Annotated in this window: 14 protein-coding genes and 1 pseudogene; 9 read left to right on the top strand and 6 right to left on the bottom strand. The window is 72.0% G+C overall.

Annotated features, from left to right (window positions below; translation table 11 throughout):
- Positions 1-8: 8 nt before the first annotated feature.
- On the bottom strand, positions 9-1121 hold the full coding sequence (locus IEZ04_RS19095) for a peptidoglycan-binding domain-containing protein (protein WP_189218110.1): 1113 nt from the start codon (positions 1119-1121) through the stop codon (positions 9-11).
- Positions 1122-1515: 394 nt separating this feature from the next.
- On the opposite strand from IEZ04_RS19095, the gene IEZ04_RS19090 reads away from it, so the two are divergent.
- Together IEZ04_RS19090 and IEZ04_RS19085 are read left to right on the top strand one after the other, a co-directional pair.
- The gene (locus IEZ04_RS19090; protein ID WP_189218109.1) at positions 1516-2160 is read left to right on the top strand and encodes a hypothetical protein; all 645 of its coding nucleotides are present in this window, start codon (positions 1516-1518) and stop codon (positions 2158-2160) included.
- Positions 2161-2174: 14 nt separating this feature from the next.
- Positions 2175-2858 carry a hypothetical protein gene (locus tag IEZ04_RS19085; protein ID WP_189218108.1) on the top strand — a complete coding sequence of 228 codons (684 nt, stop codon included), beginning with the start codon at positions 2175-2177 and terminating at the stop codon, positions 2856-2858.
- 88 nt (positions 2859-2946) lie between these two features.
- Here IEZ04_RS19085 and IEZ04_RS19080 read toward each other — a convergent pair whose 3' ends face one another.
- Complete coding sequence (locus tag IEZ04_RS19080; RefSeq protein ID WP_189218107.1) at positions 2947-3372, bottom strand: DnaJ family domain-containing protein; 426 nt, start codon at positions 3370-3372, stop codon at positions 2947-2949.
- A 143-nt stretch (positions 3373-3515) separates the two neighbouring features.
- On the opposite strand from IEZ04_RS19080, the gene IEZ04_RS19075 reads away from it, so the two are divergent.
- The gene (locus tag IEZ04_RS19075) at positions 3516-3911 is read left to right on the top strand and encodes an FHA domain-containing protein (RefSeq protein ID WP_189218106.1); all 396 of its coding nucleotides are present in this window, start codon (positions 3516-3518) and stop codon (positions 3909-3911) included.
- A gap of 24 nt (positions 3912-3935) precedes the next feature.
- On the opposite strand, the gene IEZ04_RS19070 is transcribed toward IEZ04_RS19075, so the two are convergent.
- Positions 3936-4613 carry an O-methyltransferase gene (locus IEZ04_RS19070; protein WP_189218105.1) on the bottom strand — a complete coding sequence of 226 codons (678 nt, stop codon included), beginning with the start codon at positions 4611-4613 and terminating at the stop codon, positions 3936-3938.
- 345 nt (positions 4614-4958) lie between these two features.
- Here IEZ04_RS19070 and IEZ04_RS19065 point away from each other — a divergent pair, with 345 nt between their 5' ends.
- The 3 genes from IEZ04_RS19065 (at position 4959) to IEZ04_RS19055 (ending at position 8456) form a co-directional block, all read left to right on the top strand.
- Complete coding sequence (locus tag IEZ04_RS19065; protein ID WP_189218104.1) at positions 4959-6998, top strand: bifunctional glycosyltransferase 87/phosphatase PAP2 family protein; 2040 nt, start codon at positions 4959-4961, stop codon at positions 6996-6998.
- Between the two features lie 129 nt (positions 6999-7127).
- Complete coding sequence (locus tag IEZ04_RS19060) at positions 7128-7514, top strand: peptidase inhibitor family I36 protein (RefSeq protein ID WP_189218103.1); 387 nt, start codon at positions 7128-7130, stop codon at positions 7512-7514.
- Between the two features lie 81 nt (positions 7515-7595).
- A complete protein-coding gene (locus IEZ04_RS19055; RefSeq protein ID WP_189218102.1) occupies positions 7596-8456 on the top strand; it encodes a hypothetical protein in 861 nt (286 codons plus the stop codon).
- Between the two features lie 27 nt (positions 8457-8483).
- Here the strand turns inward: IEZ04_RS19055 and IEZ04_RS19050 are convergent, their stop codons facing one another.
- Complete coding sequence (locus IEZ04_RS19050; RefSeq protein ID WP_487222066.1) at positions 8484-10118, bottom strand: helix-turn-helix domain-containing protein; 1635 nt, start codon at positions 10116-10118, stop codon at positions 8484-8486.
- Between the two features lie 175 nt (positions 10119-10293).
- On the opposite strand from IEZ04_RS19050, the gene IEZ04_RS19045 reads away from it, so the two are divergent.
- The 3 genes from IEZ04_RS19045 to IEZ04_RS19035 all read left to right on the top strand — a co-directional run bounded on the left by IEZ04_RS19045 (position 10294) and on the right by IEZ04_RS19035 (position 14770).
- On the top strand, positions 10294-11778 hold the full coding sequence (locus tag IEZ04_RS19045) for a glycosyltransferase family 39 protein (RefSeq protein ID WP_189218100.1): 1485 nt from the start codon (positions 10294-10296) through the stop codon (positions 11776-11778).
- A gap of 113 nt (positions 11779-11891) precedes the next feature.
- Positions 11892-13424: a glycosyltransferase family 39 protein gene (locus IEZ04_RS19040; RefSeq protein WP_229821119.1), complete on the top strand. Its 1533-nt coding sequence runs from the start codon at positions 11892-11894 to the stop codon at positions 13422-13424.
- Positions 13425-13702: 278 nt separating this feature from the next.
- Positions 13703-14770: a helix-turn-helix domain-containing protein gene (locus tag IEZ04_RS19035; protein ID WP_189218099.1), complete on the top strand. Its 1068-nt coding sequence runs from the start codon at positions 13703-13705 to the stop codon at positions 14768-14770.
- A 115-nt stretch (positions 14771-14885) separates the two neighbouring features.
- Here the strand turns inward: IEZ04_RS19035 and IEZ04_RS34895 are convergent.
- Both IEZ04_RS34895 and IEZ04_RS19030 read right to left on the bottom strand, forming a co-directional pair.
- Positions 14886-15323, bottom strand: a pseudogene (locus tag IEZ04_RS34895) (aggregation-promoting factor C-terminal-like domain-containing protein).
- 53 nt (positions 15324-15376) lie between these two features.
- On the bottom strand, positions 15377-16195 hold the full coding sequence (locus IEZ04_RS19030; protein ID WP_189218098.1) for an ECF transporter S component: 819 nt from the start codon (positions 16193-16195) through the stop codon (positions 15377-15379).
- Between the last annotated feature and the right edge of the window lie 4 nt (positions 16196-16199).

Below are 16199 nucleotides of genomic sequence, written 5' to 3'. Positions count from 1 at the left end.
TCTGCTCCCTACGGCTCCCGCGTCTCCGACTCCAGGCGCTCCCTGGTCGGCAGGCCGTACACGCCCCGCTCGTCGTTCGTGATGCCCCGGACGAACTGGTAGTGCTGGACGGCGTTCTCGACCCCGCGGTCGAAGTTCTCGTCGATGTCGCCGTAGTAGATACCCAACTGGCGCAGGCGCAGCTGGAGTTCGGTCACCTCGGGGCCGTCGTCGCCGCGTCGCAGCACCCGGGGGGCGGGCTCGTCGTCGTCCGGGTCGGCGGTCTCGGGCGCCGGTTCCTCCACGGTCGTGACGCTCGCGGTGGGCGTGCCGGCCGGTTCCTCGGCCTCCGCCGACCGGGAAGGGGACGCCGAACCGCCGGACGGCGACGGAGAGGTGCTCGGGCTCGTGCCGGGTGACGCAGGGGCGTCGCTCGTCGTGGCGGGCGGGCTCTGCGGCGTCGTGCTGCCGGACGGCACGGCCTCCGGCCCCGCCGCCTCCTCCTGCCCGGGCGGGACGTCCGGCACGCTCGCCCGCAGGTCGTCCGGCAGTGCCCCGTCCCGCTCGGGGGTGTCGTACGAGAACACGCCGCTGACGAAACCGGCGGCCACCAGCACGGTGACCACGGCCCCCGCGGCGGCGGTCATGGTGCGTCCGCGCCGTGAGCGCCGCGCGCCGCGGCCGTCCGGAGCGGGCCCCGTCCCGGGCGGCGGGGGAGCGGTCGCCCCGTCCCCGGCACCCGTGGCCGGTCCCGCCGGCCCCTCCTCGAAGAGACGCAGATCGGCGGAGTCCGGCCGGGTCGTGCCCGCGGCCATCGGCATGGCGATGGTGGGGGTCTCCTCGGGCCGGCGGACGGAGGCGCTCTCCTTGCCCGCCTCGCCGACGCCTTCTCCGCCTTCGGCGGCTCCGGGTGCCCGCTGTCCGTCCCTGGCCGCCTCGCGCTCCAGTTCGACGAAGGGGCGGATGCGCAGCGGGTCGAAGTCCTCGGCGGCCGCCGCCTGGGCCGTACGGGCGTCGCGGAGGGCGTCGGAGACCTGGGTGCCGCACGGGCAGGACGGGGTGCCGTCCAGGGCGCGGGGCGCCGCGCACTGCGGACAGACGTGGCCTCTCGGTTCACCGGCCTGGCCGTGTCGTTCACTCACGCGTGGACCCTCCCCGTACGGACTCCAGAGATTATGCAGATCTTGCGCACAAGATCTCCCGGGAGCCCCCCAATTCCCGCCATCCGGCGAGAACTCGGCAGGTCATAACCGGTCACACCGGCCGAGGTCCTCGTGGCCGACGCCGAGCGCACCGGCCGCATGTCGTCCTGGTGCCTCCGCGCCCCGCTGCCGGCATGCGGCCGGTCGAGCAGTTCGGCGCGAACCAGGCGCCCGCGACGAGGAGTTCACGCCTCGCGCGCGTCGGTGTGGCCGTACGGGACGGTGGTGCGAGGGACTTGACCGCGGAAACAGTTTACGAGTGGACGTCCGGGCAACCCGGTGCGGAAACAGGCCCGTTGGGGTCGACAACCCCGGACAACCCCGGAAGGCATCCATGTCCACAGGCGTGATCATCGCATTGATCGTGATCGTGGCGGCCGTGGTGGTCATCGCGGCCGTCGTGCTCCGGCGCAACCGAGGGGGCCACGGCGGCGGGCTGCGGCACCGCTTCGGGCCCGAGTACGACCGGACGCTCGCCCGGCACGACGGCGACAAGAAGGCGGCCGAGGCAGAGCTGGAGGAGCGGGTGCGGCGGCACGGCTCCCTGCGGCCGCGGTCGCTCGAGCCCGCGGAGCGCGAGCGCTACGAGGTCCGCTGGACGGCGCTCCAGGAGCGCTTCGTCGACTCGCCGCGAGAGGCCCTCGCCGAGGCCGACCGGCTGCTCGGCGAGGTGGCCGGCGCCCGTGGGTTCCCGGACGGCGGCCGCTACGACGAACAGCTGGACGCGCTCTCCGTGCACCACGCGCATCACGTCCACGGGTACCGGCGGGTGCACCGCGTCGCGCACGCCCCGGCGGGCGACGGGGCCCACACGGGCACGGAGGACATGCGCACGGCTCTCGTCGAGGCCCGCGCGCTCTTCGAGGAACTGGTGGCACCGGGCCGCCGGGACCCCGCCCGCCGTACGGAGACGGCGGGCCACGGCTCGGGCAACGCCCTGCCGTGGTCGTTCACCAAGCGTCACCCGAGGGAAAGCTGAGGGGGTAGAGCAGCATGGCAGGCGACATCAGGACCGGCCGGGACACCCAGGTCGGGGGCTTCGGCCCCATCAAGGACACCGACACGGCACCGGACACCCGGCGCCAGGGGACCGTGCCCGGCCACCAGGACCCGCAGACACGGACGCACGCACAGGCTCAGACGCATGCACCGGCACAGGCTCAGACGCACGCACAGGCTCAGGCGCAGACGCAGACCCATGCGCCCGTGACGGGAACGCAGGGGTCGGCGGGACGCACGGAGACCCCGGGGCAGCAGGGGCACGCGAAGCACGCGGCACACGCGGGCCAGGCATCGACCGCGGGAGGCCCCGGCACCACAGCGGCGACAGCCCACACCACGGGCTCCCACGTCACGGGCTCCCACACCACGGGCTCCCACACCACGGGCTCCCACGTCCCGCTCCTCGCCCACGGCGAGAGCGACACCTACGCGCAGCGGCTCCACCACACGGTCAGCGGGTTCGTCGACGGGCCCCGGGACGCCGTGGAGGACGCCGACCGCCTGCTCCAGGAGATCACCACCCGGTTCACCGAGGCCGTCACCGAGCGGCGCCGCACCCTGCGCGCGTCCTGGCAGGCCAACGGCGAGGGCGGAACGCCCTCCAACGACACCGAGCAGCTGCGTCTCGCCCTGCGCGACTACCGCGAGCTGGCCGAGCGTCTGCTGAAGGTGTAGCGCACGTTCCGCATCCGCGTCCGCATCGCAGTACGACGAGGCCGCGCCCCGGCACCCGACCCGGGGCGCGGCCTCGCGCTCGTCGGGCTCACGTACCGGTTCCGGCCGCGTCCGTGCCCTCCCGACGCTCCCGCCACTGCCGTACGACCTCCTCCACGTCGTACGGCTTCATGCCCAGCGGCGGGCCCGGCGGGGGCCTGAACATCATGTCGCGGATCTTGGTGTTGATCTCGGTGACGATCTTCCGTACGAGCCGCTCGGCAGGGGCGGACAGGGCCGTCGCCAGCGCGTCCTCGGCCTCCTTGCGCAGGGCCAGTGTCGGCGGAAGCACCGCCAGCCCCTCACGGTGCATCTTCCCCTTGATCCACCACAGTTCGTCGTACGGGGTGTCGGGGGCGGCCAGTGGCTTGCCCGCGCCCGGCAGCGCGGCGAACTCCCCGCGTGCCTGCGCGTCACGGATCTGTTTGTCGACGAAGGACTCGAAGCTGACACCTGGTGGCTTGCGCTCGGTCATGTGTCCATTGTGCCGGGATCCGCACACCTGAACCGGGCGGCGACTTATCATGCGGCGGCGGTGCGCCGGGCGAGCCCGCGCGGTGCCACGGACAGGGGCGGCCGGCCCGAGCGGGCCGGATCCCGTGACCAGAAGGAGCGGACGTGCTCGAACTCACCATGGCCTCGGTGTCCGGCACGGACGCCGGGGCGACGGCCGGAATGCTGATGGCCGACGCGCCCAGCGACCCGGGCGCCGTGCTGCGGGTGGGCCGTGACCGCGCCGTGTGCCGGCTGGCGACGCCCGACGACTGGCTGTTCGTCTCCCGGGTCCACCTGGAGTTCGTGTGCGCCCCCGACGGCGGCTGGCAGGTCACCTGGGTCCGCGGCTCGCAGCCGGACCCCTCCTCGGAGGTGAGCCTGGCCCTCGCCGGGGTGCGCGCCCGGCTGCTCCCGTACGGCGGCACGGCCAGGCTGCCGCACGGCAGCAACGGTGAACTCGTCATCCAGGACCGCACCGGACCCCGCAGCGTCAACGTGGGCTTCTTCCACGAGACGTGACGGGAGCCGGGGCCGGGCGCGTCGTCAGTCCAGCACCCGCGCCAGCGCGAAGCCGTCGTGCCCCTTGCTCCCCACCGTCTGCACCGCCGTGCCGCTCAGCCTCGGGTGCGTGGCGATGAGTTCGAGCGCGGCCCGGGTGCCCAGGACGTCCGGGGCGTCGCTGTCCGCGTCGATGACGCGACCGCCCCGTACGACGTTGTCCAGCACGATCAGCGCGCCGGGGCGGGTCAGTTCCAGCGCCCACTCCACGTAGTGCGGGTTGTTGACCTTGTCCGCGTCGATGAAGACCAGGTCGAACGGCTCGGGGTGCTCCTCCGCCAGCCTCGGCAGCGACTCCAGCGCGGGGCCCACGCGCACCTCGGTCCGCTCGCCCAGGCCGGCCCGCTCCAGGTTGCGGCGGGCGACGTCGGCGTGCCGGGGCTCGTACTCCAGGGTGATCAGCCGGCCGTCCGCGGGGAGGGCGCGGCCCAGCCAGATCGTGCTGTAGCCGCCGAGCGTGCCGATCTCCAGAACGCGGCGCGCGCCCTGTACCTGGGCGAGGAGCTGGAGCAGTTTGCCCTGGTTGGGGGCGACGTTGATGGGTGGGAGGCCGGCGGCGCGGCTGTCCCGCAGCGCGGCTTCGAGCGACTCGTCCTCCGGGGCGAGGAGGGCGGTGAAGTAGGCGTCGACGTCGTTCCAGAGGCGGGACTCGCTGCTGCTCATGCACCATGCCTTTCGTCTGTCTAGTTAGGCTGACTAACTAGTCGCGGGGTGATCGTAGACCCGGTGACGGCCGGCTGTCCCCCTGTTGCGGGCGGCGGTGGGACGCGTGTCACACCCATGTGCGCCGTGCGTGCCGTGTGCGCCGTGTGTGAGATCTGTCGCGCCCTTGTGGGCGCGCATCACCTGCCGCGCACTATCGTCTTGCGGACGAAAGCGGGACGGACGTCAGGTGAAGCAGGGGTTGCCTGCGTCCTGTCCCGGGGGTGATGCGACTCTTTGGACAAGTCCTCCGGGTGCGCACAGGAGCCCCCGTGAGACGAAACGGGGCGGGAGGGCCGAGGCGGCGTGGGACACGCGGAGCAGGGCAGACCGGGCAGCGCCTTGGGGGCGGCGGCGGGCGAGGCGACGACGAGGCTGGGCACGGCCCGGGCGGGGCTGTGGCTGCTCGCCGCCCTCCTCGCCGCGCGGCAGGTCGCCGCCGTGCTGACCAGCCCCAAGGGGGAGCGCCTCACGGACCTGGAGACCTGGGTCGGGCCGAACGGCGTGCTCCATGTGAGCGGCTCGCTGTACGACTCGACCCGGTTCACGGGTACGCCCTTCGCGGGCCTCGTGCTCAAGCCGCTCACCCGTTCGGCGGAGCAGGCCCTCGGCTGGGGCTGGACCTTCGGCACGCTGCTGCTGGTCGTCGCCCTCGGCCTGATCGCCGCGCGCGCCCTGCCGCAGCCGGTGTCCCGGCGCACGGCCCTGCTGGCCGCGCCCGTCGCGATCAGCCTGCTGATGCTGTCGCTGCCGGTGCGCAACACCCTGTACCTCGGCCAGACCAGCATCATCCCCGTGCTGCTGGTGCTCGCCGGGTGCTTCGCGGTCCGCGGGGAACGGGCCGGCGGGGTGCTCGTCGGCGTGGCGGCCGCCTTCCAGCCGACCGTCCTGCTGTTCGCGCCGCTGCTGTGGTTCACCGGCCGCCGGCCCGCGGCCGTCACCACCGGGGTCACCTTCGCCGCGGGCACCGCACTCGCCTGGGCGGTGATGCCCGGCGACTCGTACACGTACTGGGTGCACCACCTCGCGGGCGTCGGGCTCGGCGGCCGGGCGGACGGCCTCGCCAACCAGTCGCTGCACGGCGCGCTGCTGCGGTTCGGCCTCAGCGGGCCGCTGGAGATCGCGCTGTTCCTGGCGCTGGGCGCCGCGGTCGCCGTCGTCGGTCTGCGGCGGGCCGTGCGGTACGCGGAGGACGGGCAGCTGCTGCTCGCCGTCGCGATCACCGGCTGTGTCGCCGTCGCCGTGTCGCCCACGACCTGGCAGCACCAGCTGCTGTGGGTGCTGCTCGCGGTGGCCGGCCGGGTCGGCAGACGGGCCTCCGACCGGTACGTGTGGCCGGTCACCGTCGTCCTGGTGATGACGCTGCCCGCGAAGATGATGCTGCCGGACATGGCGGCCCTGCACCCGCTGCGTGACAACGCCGTCCTGCTGGCCGCGCTCGCCGCCGCCCTGGTCGTGCCGTTCCTCTCCCGGACCTCGCCGTACTACCGGGCGCCGGTCCCCACCGAGTACGCCCCTCCCGTCCCCACCCGGTGGAAGTCCGTCCCGCTCCTGCCGATTGTGCGCCGCGTCCTCACCCGCCCCAACCTGCTCCTGGAACTGCTGCTCATCCGCGTCACGTACGCCGCCTACTCGCAGGTGAGGATCGCGGCGGCCGGCAGCCGGGCGACCGCCGAGGAGCACGGCGAGCAGATTCTCGCCATCGAGAAGGCCCTGTTCCTCGACGTCGAGCACTGGGTCAACCACACGGTGGTCGGGATCGGCTGGCTGCGTGACTTCTTCGACTTCTACTACACGTCGTTCCACTTCGTCCTCCCGCTGACGGTGCTCGCCGTGCTGTACGTGCGCCGCCCCGTCGACTACCGCTGGGCGCGCTCGGCCCTCGGCTTCGCCACCCTGCTCGCGCTGCTCGGCTTCTGGCTCTACCCGCTGGCCCCGCCGCGCCTGATGCCCGAGCTCGGCATCATCGACACGGTGAACGGCGTGCAGGACTTCTCCCAGCCGGACTACGGCACGCTGACCGCGCTGACGAACCAGTACGCGGCGATGCCGTCGCTGCACTTCGGCTGGTCGCTGTGGTGCGGGCTGGTGATTGCGGTCGTCGCCCCGAAGGGGTGGATGAAGGCACTGGGTCTCCTCCACCCGACCTTCACGTTCGCCGCGATCGTGGCGACCGGCAACCACTGGATCCTGGACGCGGCGGGCGGCGCGGCCGTGGTCGGCGCGGGCTTCGGCCTGACCTGGCTGCTGTCGGGACCCCGCCCGGTCGCCGGGGCCGCCGTCGGGGAAGAACGGGTGCCCGGCTCCCGTGCCGCGCGGACCGACCGGGTCGCCGCGGAGCGGTAGTTCCCGCTTTCAGCGGCACATTCGAGCGTTCTCGAAACATCTGTACCCAGCACTCATCTTCGGTTGAACTGTTCATGGCGGAAGAGAATGCGCCGGAGCGAAATAGGACCATCCGAAGAGGAGAACAGAATGAAGCGCAAGCTGGGCGTGGCGATGGGTATCGCGGTTCTGTGCGCCGGGGGTGCGATCGGTATGACGGGGCCGGCGTCGGCCGCCGAGACGGGGGCGCAGGCCGCGTACTTCGTTCTCTACGAGAACGACAACTACGGCGGTCGGCACGCGAACTTCTCCGGCTCCGACGTCGAGCTGAACAACAAGTACTGGTCCGGCAGCACCTCTGCCTTCGCGCAGAACGGCGGCAGCTCGATGATCAACAACACGGGATCCTACGTCGGCCTGTGGGACAAGGGCACTTCCTGCACCGGTGCCTCCTACAACGCCAAGCCCAACACCAAGGACTCCGACTTCAGCAACAACGACTTCGACAACAAGGCCAGCTGCGTCAAGTTCCTGTGATGCCCCGGGGCGGCGCCGGTTCGCCGGCGCCACTCCGCTTTTCTCGCCCCTTTCCTGCCCCGCTGCTCCCGAGGTGGATGAATGACCAGGTACCGGCTGGCTGGGACGGCCGCGCTCGTGCTGCTCGTCACGGGGTGCGCGGCATCGACCGAGGAGACGCCGAAGACCGTGCTCGCGGCCGCTCCCGAGCCGACGAAGGAGGTCAGGAACCTCCTGCTGCCCTTCGACCGCTACCAGTTGTCGGTCAACGAGATCTACCTGATCGAGAGCGCCAAGGACCTCCTGACCCGCGACTGCATGAGGGAGCGCGGCTACGACTGGGAAGTCATCGGCGACCGGAAGCAGTATCCCGACCTGCGTAACCGCCGCCGCTACGGGGTCATCGAGATGCCGGTCGCCAGGGAAATGGGCTACAAGTCGAATGCCCGGCTTCTCGGTTCCACGGACGTTACCGCCCGGAAGATGGACCGCGAGGCACGGATGAGCCCAGAGGCGAGAAACGCCGCCACGGATCCCGAGGACGGCTGCTACAAACTGGCCGGGGACGAACTCGTACGCGGGAACGAAGAGAACGAGGACCTGGTCGGCAGACTCAATGTCGAGAGTCTTGAAGAGGCGCGCAGGAGTGCCCGGGTGGCACCCGCGCTGCGCTCCTGGGTGCGGTGCATGGCGGAAAAGGGGCACGAGTACAAGGACTTCTACGCGGTCGGCGAGGATCCCCGCTGGGTGAAGGACGAAGTGCCGTCCCACGCGGAGCGGGAAACCGCCGAGGTGGATGTGACCTGCAAACAACAGGCCGGTCTGGTGAAGGCGCTCGCCGAGACGGAAAAGGGCATTCAGGAGCGGGAGATCCGGAAGCACAAGGCGTATTTCGAGCGCCTGGCATCGGCCAAGGAACGTCACCTCGCAGACGCCCGCGCGGTCATCGCAGCGGCTGACTGACCATCGGAGCGGTGAGCGGGCACGGCGTCACGGATGGTCGCGGTTGAGGAACCAGACCGTCCAGATCACCGCCGAACAGAGCAGGGCCAGCCGGAACACCAGCCACCAACGGCTGCGCACGAAGCGTCGGAGCGGGATCAGTACCGGCCGGACGAACCGGCCACTGCGCAGGCTCTCGGTCAGGAACTCCCGCTCCAGCGGGGTCAGATCGGCCGACGGACCGTCCGCTGTCAGGAAGGCGTCCCGCACGGTCAGCAGTCGCGCCCCCCGGTAGAGGGCGTCCGGATCCCGTCCCAGTTGCTCCCACTCCCGCGCGGACTCCGTCAGGCGCCGCTGGAGACGCAACCGCTCCCGGTCGGTCTCCACCCAGTTCCGCAGCCGGGGCCAGGCGGTGATGAGCGCCTCGTGGGTGAGGTCGACGCCACTGCCGTCGACGGTGAGCAGCCGCGCCCGCACGAGCGCTTCGAGTACGGCCTCGGCGTCCGCGGAGTGGACCAGTTCGGCCCGGCCGGCGGGCCGCCGGGTGTCCGGAGCCTCCTCGCCCGGGGTGATCAGCCGCAGCAGCATCGCCCTGGCAATCCGGGTCTGCGCCTCGGTGAACCCCGCGAAGACCTCCTCGGCCGTGTGCGCCACCGCCCCCTGCACGCCGCCGAACGCCTCGTACGCGTCCAGCGTCAGCGTGCGGGCCCGGCGGCGGTGCCAGAGCTCCAGCAGGGCGTGCGACATCAGCGGGAGGGCGCCGGGCTCCTGTGCCACGTCGGCGACCATCCGGGTGGTCAGCGCCCGTTCGACGACCAGCCGCCCCGCCCTGGCGGGCCCGACGATCGCCTCGCGGACCTGCTCCGGAGTCATCGGGCCCACCAGCAGGGACGCCGTGTTGAGCGCCTCGACGAGTCCATGGTGCTCGGCGCAGCGGCCGTAGAAGTCGGCCCGGACCGCGATGACCACACGCAGCCGGGACGCGGCGGCATCCGCGCCGGGACGCAGCAAGGCGTCGAGGAACTCCGCCCGCCGCGCCGGATCCTGGCAGAGCGTGAAGACCTCCTCGAACTGGTCGACCACGAGCACGGTGTCCCCGTCGCCCTCCGCCGGCCGCAGCAGCGCGCCGTGGGCCGGCAGGGGGTCCTCCCCGGGGGTGCAGATCCGGATGGCGGCCGGCCGCCCGTCCCCGGCGTCCGGACCGCGCAGCGCGGGCACGAGTCCCGCACGCAGCAGTGAGGACTTGCCGCTGCCCGACGCGCCGACGAGGGCGACGAAGCGATGCTCGCGGACCAGGCCGACCAGGTCGTCGACCAACTGCTCCCGCCCGAAGAACAGGGCGCCGTCCTCCGGCTCGAACCGGGAGAGCCCGCGATAGGGCGCGGGCTCGTCCTCGGCATGTGCGACGGGCCGGCCGGCGAGGAGCGCGGTCAGTTCACGCCAGCGCCGCTCCCACGGTTCGCCCTGTCCGCCGCACGCGCTGACGTACGCCAGGGCCACCGGCAGGGAGGGCAGCCGTTCGCCCGCGGCGGCACTCGACAGCGTGGGCCCGGAGTAGCCGGCGCGCCGGGCCATCTCCCGGTAGGTGGGGCTTCCGGCCTCCCGGCGTAACGCGCGCAGATCGTAGGCGAAACGTTGTATCGGTCCCGCTGCCGGATCCAGCGGCTTCTCCGAACGGCCCACTGCTCCCCCATCGTCCTCTCACCCACCATACGATCAGTGGCTCACGGTAGGTGATCCGACATTGATAGGCAGGCGGAAAGGCGGCTGACCATCAATTTCCCAGCCGGTTGACTCCTGGACGCACCTACCCGTCCCGCCCTACCCGGAGCCAGCCATCGCCACGACACAGCACCTTGTGCCCGCCCGTCGTCCCGGCCTCCCGCCCCGGTCGGCCGTCCCGCGGACCAGGACACCGGCGTACGTCACCGTCCTGGCCCCGGCGGTGCTGACCGTGCTCCTCGGCCTGTGGGGCATCCGCCGTGAGGGATCGCTGTGGCAGGACGAGGCCGTCACGTACGACATGGCCCACCGTGCCCTGCCCGACCTGTGGGCGACGCTGGGGCACGTCGACGCGGTGCACGGCCTCTACTACCTGGTCATGCACGGAGTCTTCCGCATCTGGGACGGCGGCCTCGTCGCCCTGCGCCTGCCGTCCGTGCTGGCCATGGCTGGTGCCGCCGCGGGGGTCGCCGCACTGGGCCGGCGGTTCGCGGGGACACGGGCCGGACTCGCCGCCGGAGCGGTGTTCGCGCTGTTGCCCGTGGTCCAGCGCTATGCCCAGGAGGGCCGCTCGTACGCTCTGGTGACCGCGCTCGTCGTGGCCCAGACCTGCGTCCTGGTCCGGGCCTGTGCCGAGCGGCGCCGTGGCTGGTGGGCGGGTTACACCGTCCTCGGCACGCTGGCCGTCCTGCTGCACGAGTTCGCGCTGCCGGCCCTCGCCGCCCATGGCGTGACGGTGCTCGCCGCCCGGCTGCCGCGAACGGCCCGAGCCGCCTGGGCGGCGGCCTGCTGCTGCATCACGGTGGTGACGGCGCCGCTGGTACTGCTCAGTCTGCGCCAGTCCCGGCAGGTCGACTGGATCGCGGCCCCCACCGCCCATGACGTCCTGGGTTTCCTGCTGACCGCCGGTGCCGGACTGGCGTGCGCGACGGTACTGCGCCGACGGACGACGGCGGTCTCCCGCCGTGCCGGACTCGGCACGGCGGCACTGCCCTTGCTGCTGCTGCTGCTGCCCCCCGCCCTGCTCCTGCTGGCCTGTGTCCTCAGACCGCTCTACGTCGACCGGTACGTGCTGTACGCCCAGGCCGGTCTGGCGCTCCTGGCCGGCGCCGCGCTCGACAGGGTGTGGCGCTCCGTGACCCCGCGTGCGGTGCCGGCGCTCACGACGGCCGCCGCGGCTGTCGTCGTGGCGGTGCTGGGCCCGGTCGGGACGGACCTGCGCAGCCCGGAGAGCCGCACCGACGACGTCCGGGCCGTGTCGCGCGCGCTGCGCGACGTCGCGGTGCCCGGCGACGGTGTGCTCTTCCTGCCGGGCAGCCGCCGGGTGTGGGCACTACAGCAGGAACCGGCGTCGTACGGCCTGGAGGACATCGCGCTGGCGGACGCGCCCCATGCCTCGCACACGCTGTATGGCGAGGAATCGCCGCCCGCAGGCATCCGGGGGAGCATGCTGCGCGTCTCACGGATCGTCGTGGTGCGGGAACCCACGCGCGAGCGGCATGAGTCGGATGCGAGGGAGGAGGCGAAGGAAGCGACGCTGCGCGCCTGTTTCGCGCGGCGCGACAGCCGGGTCGTCGGCACGGCCCGGATCGATGTGTACGCACGCGGTGACGCTTGCTGACCCCCAGCACCCCCGTGCCGCGAGGACCAGCGTGTCCCGCCGGCGAGCAACTCCCCGATCCTCCGGAGGACATCATCACTCAGCACCTCGAGAGCGCGAGGACGCTCCCGGACGTGAACGGCTCCCGGGCCGCGATATCCCGGCCCGCCCGGTGGATGGGCGGGACGAGACGGACGGTGCCGTTCGTCGCCCCGGCCCTGGCCTCACTGGCCCTGGGCCTGTGGGGGATCGACCGGCGGGACAGTATGTGGCGCGACGAGTCGGTCACTTACCAAGTGGCCCACCGATCGCTGGGCGAACTGTGGGGCCTGCTGGGCCACATCGACGCGGTGCACGGCCTGTACTACCTCCTCATGCACGGCGTGTTCTCCGTGTGGGACGGCGGCCTGGTGGCCCTCAGACTGCCCTCGGTGGTGGCGACCGCCCTGGCGGCGGCCGGGGTCGGGGCGATCGGCGCCCGGCTCGCGGGACGCCGGGCCGGTACGCTCGCCGGGCTGGTCTTCGCGTTGCTGCCGCTCACGCAGCAGTACGCGCAGGAGGGCCGCTCGTACGCGATGGTCACCGCGGGGGTCACCTGGGCGACGTACTTCTTCCTGCGTGCCACAGGTGACGCCCGCGCCCGCTGGGGGACCGCGTACGCACTCACTCTCGGTCTCGCCTGCTGGCTGCACGAGTTCGCGGCGCTGGCGCTCTTCGCCCACGGGCTGACGTTGTGGTGGTCCCGCGTGCCGCGCCCGGTGTGGCGCAGCTGGGCGGTCGCGGCGGCGTGCGTGGTGGCCGGCCTGCTGCCCCTGGCGCTGGTGAGCGTCGGTCAGGCGGAACGGCAACTGGGCTGGCTCGGCCGCCCCGGCCTGACCGCATGGCTGCAGTACCTGGCGCTCTCGGCCACGGGCATGCTGCTCTGCCGCCTGCTGGTGCGGCACAGGGGTTCCGCCACGGGTTCGGATGCCGCCGCCGGTGCGGCCGGTAGCTCCACCGGGGTCGTCTCCCTGGTCCGCCTGGCCCTGCCGCTGCTCATAACTCCGGCCGGCCTGTTGATGGTGATGTCGCTCGTCAAGCCGTGGTACGTCGACCGGTACGTGCTCTTCGGCATGACGGGACTCGCGCTGCCGGCCGGGGCGGCGCTGGGGCGGGCGATCGGGCAACGCCGCCGGCTGGCTCCCGCCGTCCGGGTACCGGCCGCGTGTCTGGCCGTCTGCGTGGTGGTCGCGGTCCTGCTGCCGTGGTCGCTGCTGATGCGCTCCCCCGAGAGCCGCAAGGACGACGTCGTCGCGGTCGCCCACGCGGTGCAGCGGACCGCGCACGAGGGTGACGGTGTTCTCTTCATGCCGTCCCGGCGCCGTGAGTGGCTCCTGTCCTACCCCGGGGTCTACGGCCGCCTCGACGACCTGGCCCTCGCCGAGTCCCCGGAGTCCTCGCACACCCTGCAGGGCACCGAACTCCCGGCCGCCGAGATCCGCCGTCGCATCCTGGCCGCGGACCGCATTGTCGCCCTGACCGATCCAGCGGGCCAGCCCCTCGACCCCTTCCCCCGGGAGGAGATCAAGCGGAAAACACTGGAGGATCACTTCGACGTTTGCAGTCGCACTCCGCTGCGCGGCGCACAACTTGTTGTGCATGCGCGTCCAGGTCACTGCACGCCGTAATGACGATCCTCCCGCATGGTGCCTCCTGTCGCCCGGGGAGAGTTTCTATGTCACTCGAATGTCCCGAATGTGTAGGGGGCGAATGCGGGTGTACGTCCCCCGTGTCTCGTTTTCTCTCCCCGCAGGTAGCTGCATGGGGAAAAATGATCTGGTGCGGCCCATGTGCCTGTGTGAAGATCCGGACGTCATGAAGGCCGCCGACCGGTGACTTGGTCGGCAGCGCGCCTAAGACGGCTGGGGGATAAGTGATTTCTGTTCGCCTGGGTGCCGACGCCCTGATGAGTGCGACGTTCATCGTCTCGCCGCTCGCTCAGATGGGTTTTCAGCTGAATTTAGGTCGTATGGCTGCCGGTGGCGAGAGCTGGACGCAACGGATCGCGGTCAGGGAGCTCGTGTCCCGACGCGATCTGCAATTGCTCAGGGCGATCCACCGGGAGGCGGGGAGCTATGTGCCGGGTTTCATGTTCGCCCACTCCGTGCCTCAGGGAGTGCTGGAAACGGAATTGCACGAGGTGGCCTCGACCCCGGCCGGCATCGTCGCGTGCCAGATGGGCGAATTCCTGCGCCGGACGCAGCCGGGCCGGCGAACGGCGCATCCCGGCTCTCTTACGGTTCAGTCCTTTCTGGAGGCCGGGGAGCGGTCGTTCGCCCAGCGGGTCGCCCGCGAGCTGAGCCAATTTTGGTCGGCCTTCATGTCCACCCGCTGGAACGCCATCCGTACGCGGATGGAGAGTGATATCCGGCACCGGGCCGCTTCGATGGCCCGCCTCGGCCTGAGCGCCACGCTCGACTCCCTGCACCCGTCCTTGACGTACGCTTCCGGTGCCCTGCGCATACGGGACGACCGGTCGTGCGACCTGCTCGAGTCGAGACGCATCGTGCTTCACCCCTCGCCCGTGGTGAAGACCTGGATGCTGCGGGACGATCCATGGGGCGGGAGCGGAACGCACCTTGCCTACTCGATCGGAACCGGCATGCAGGACGATCACCCGGAGACGTCCTCGGTGACGGATCCGCTGGGACAGGTCATCGGGGAGGCCCGGCAGTCGCTGCTGTGCGATCTGGGCAGCCCCCGGACCACCACGGAACTCGCCGAACGCCATCACATGAGCGCCTCGACCGTGTCGTACCACCTGCTCCGGCTGTACCGCGTGGGCCTGCTGAACCGTACGCGGGAAGGCAGCCGTGTGTACTACCAGCGGACACCGGAGGCCGACCGCCTCGTCGTACGCCACGGCGGCCGGAGAGGGGTCCGGCCGGTGCGTACCGCAGTTCCCGAGACTGCGGCGCCCGCCCTCACCCGCCGCTTCGCCGGCACCTTGTCGGCCGCGCCGGACGTGCGCTGAGTGAGCGTACGGGCTGCTCGTCCCGGTGGCGGTCCGGCGACCGGGGCGAGCACGCACCGCCCCGTCCCGCCTCGGTGACGGGGCCCGTGGCCTCGCGCTGCTGTTGGCGTGCTGCTCAGTACCCGTTGTCGGCCTGCCAGAACTTCCACGCGTCGCACGGGCTGCCGTAGCGGTCGTTCGTGTGGTCCGGGCCCCACTCGATCTGGACGGCCGGGTTCGTCTCCCAGTCCGCGCGCCCGCCGAGGCCGTCTTGGCGCCCGGCAAGGCTCGGACGAGGCCGTAGGCGCCGCTGGAAGCGTTGGTCGCGGTCACGTTCCAGTCGCTCCCGTGGTCGACGATGCGGGCGAAGCGCTGGTACTGGGACGATTTCCCGATCATCTTCTGCACGATCGCCCGGGTGTCGGCCGCGTCGGCAGCGGCGACGGTCTTCTTCCGGGAAGGAGACGCGAGGGAAAAGGGGCAGGGCGGACGCGGAGGGCGCCTTCATTCGGGGACAGGACGGTCGCGGGCATGTGTCGGCCGCAGCCGTGCGGAAGAGGCGGAGCGAGGACATGAGGTGGCGCGTCGGCGCGTGCGACTCGACCAGAGTTGCAGAAGGGGACGGGGTCAGCGCGGCTCGAACGTCACCGGTGCCTCGAACGCCGCCCTGCGGGTCGCGCGGCGCAGGGCCTTCAGGAGGGTGCCGCCGAGGGTGAGGGTGAGGACGACGGTGACCACCGCCCGGCCGAGGTCCCAGCCCAGGGACGTCGCCAGGCAGTAGGCGAGGAAACGGGCCAGGTTGACGGCCAGGGAGGCGTCCGCGTCGAACGCCACGCCCGACGCGAGCTCGTTCATGAACGGCCAGCCCGCGAGGTTCATGAGCGTGCCGTAGGCGAACGCGGCGACGGAGCCGTACGCGGCGAGCACCAGCAGTTCGCCGCGGCCCCGCAGCCGGGCCGCCCCCGGCAGCAGTCCGGCGCCCATCGCGAACCAGCCCATCGACAGCATCTGGAACGGCAGCCACGGCCCGACCCCACCGGTGAGCAGCGCCGACGCGAACATCGTCACCGAGCCGAGGACGAACCCGAAACCGGGGCCGAGGACCCGTCCGCTGAGCACCATGAGGAAGAACATCGGCTCGATGCCCGCCGTGCCGGCCCCGATCGGGCGCAGCGCCGCGCCCGTCGCGGCCAGCACCCCGAGCATCGCCACGGCCTTCGGCCCGAGCCCCGACTCCGAGATCGTCGCCCCCACCACGCCGACGAGCAGCACCAGCAGTCCGGCGAAGAGCCAGGGCGCGTCCTGCGCGTGCGCGGCCACCTGCGAGTCGGGGTCCGCGAACAGCGGCCAGGCGAAGGCCGCCACGCCCACGGCGCTGACGAGAGCGAGCGCGGCGAGGGAGCGGGGGCCCAGGGGGACGGGACGGGAGCGGTTCGCGGCTCTCATGCGT

Source organism: Streptomyces ruber (genome assembly GCF_014648075.1).
In the GTDB taxonomy this organism is placed as follows: domain Bacteria; phylum Actinomycetota; class Actinomycetes; order Streptomycetales; family Streptomycetaceae; genus Streptomyces; species Streptomyces ruber.
Note: the sequence above shows the minus strand (reverse complement) of the source record. Positions and strands in the feature narration are given on the sequence as shown.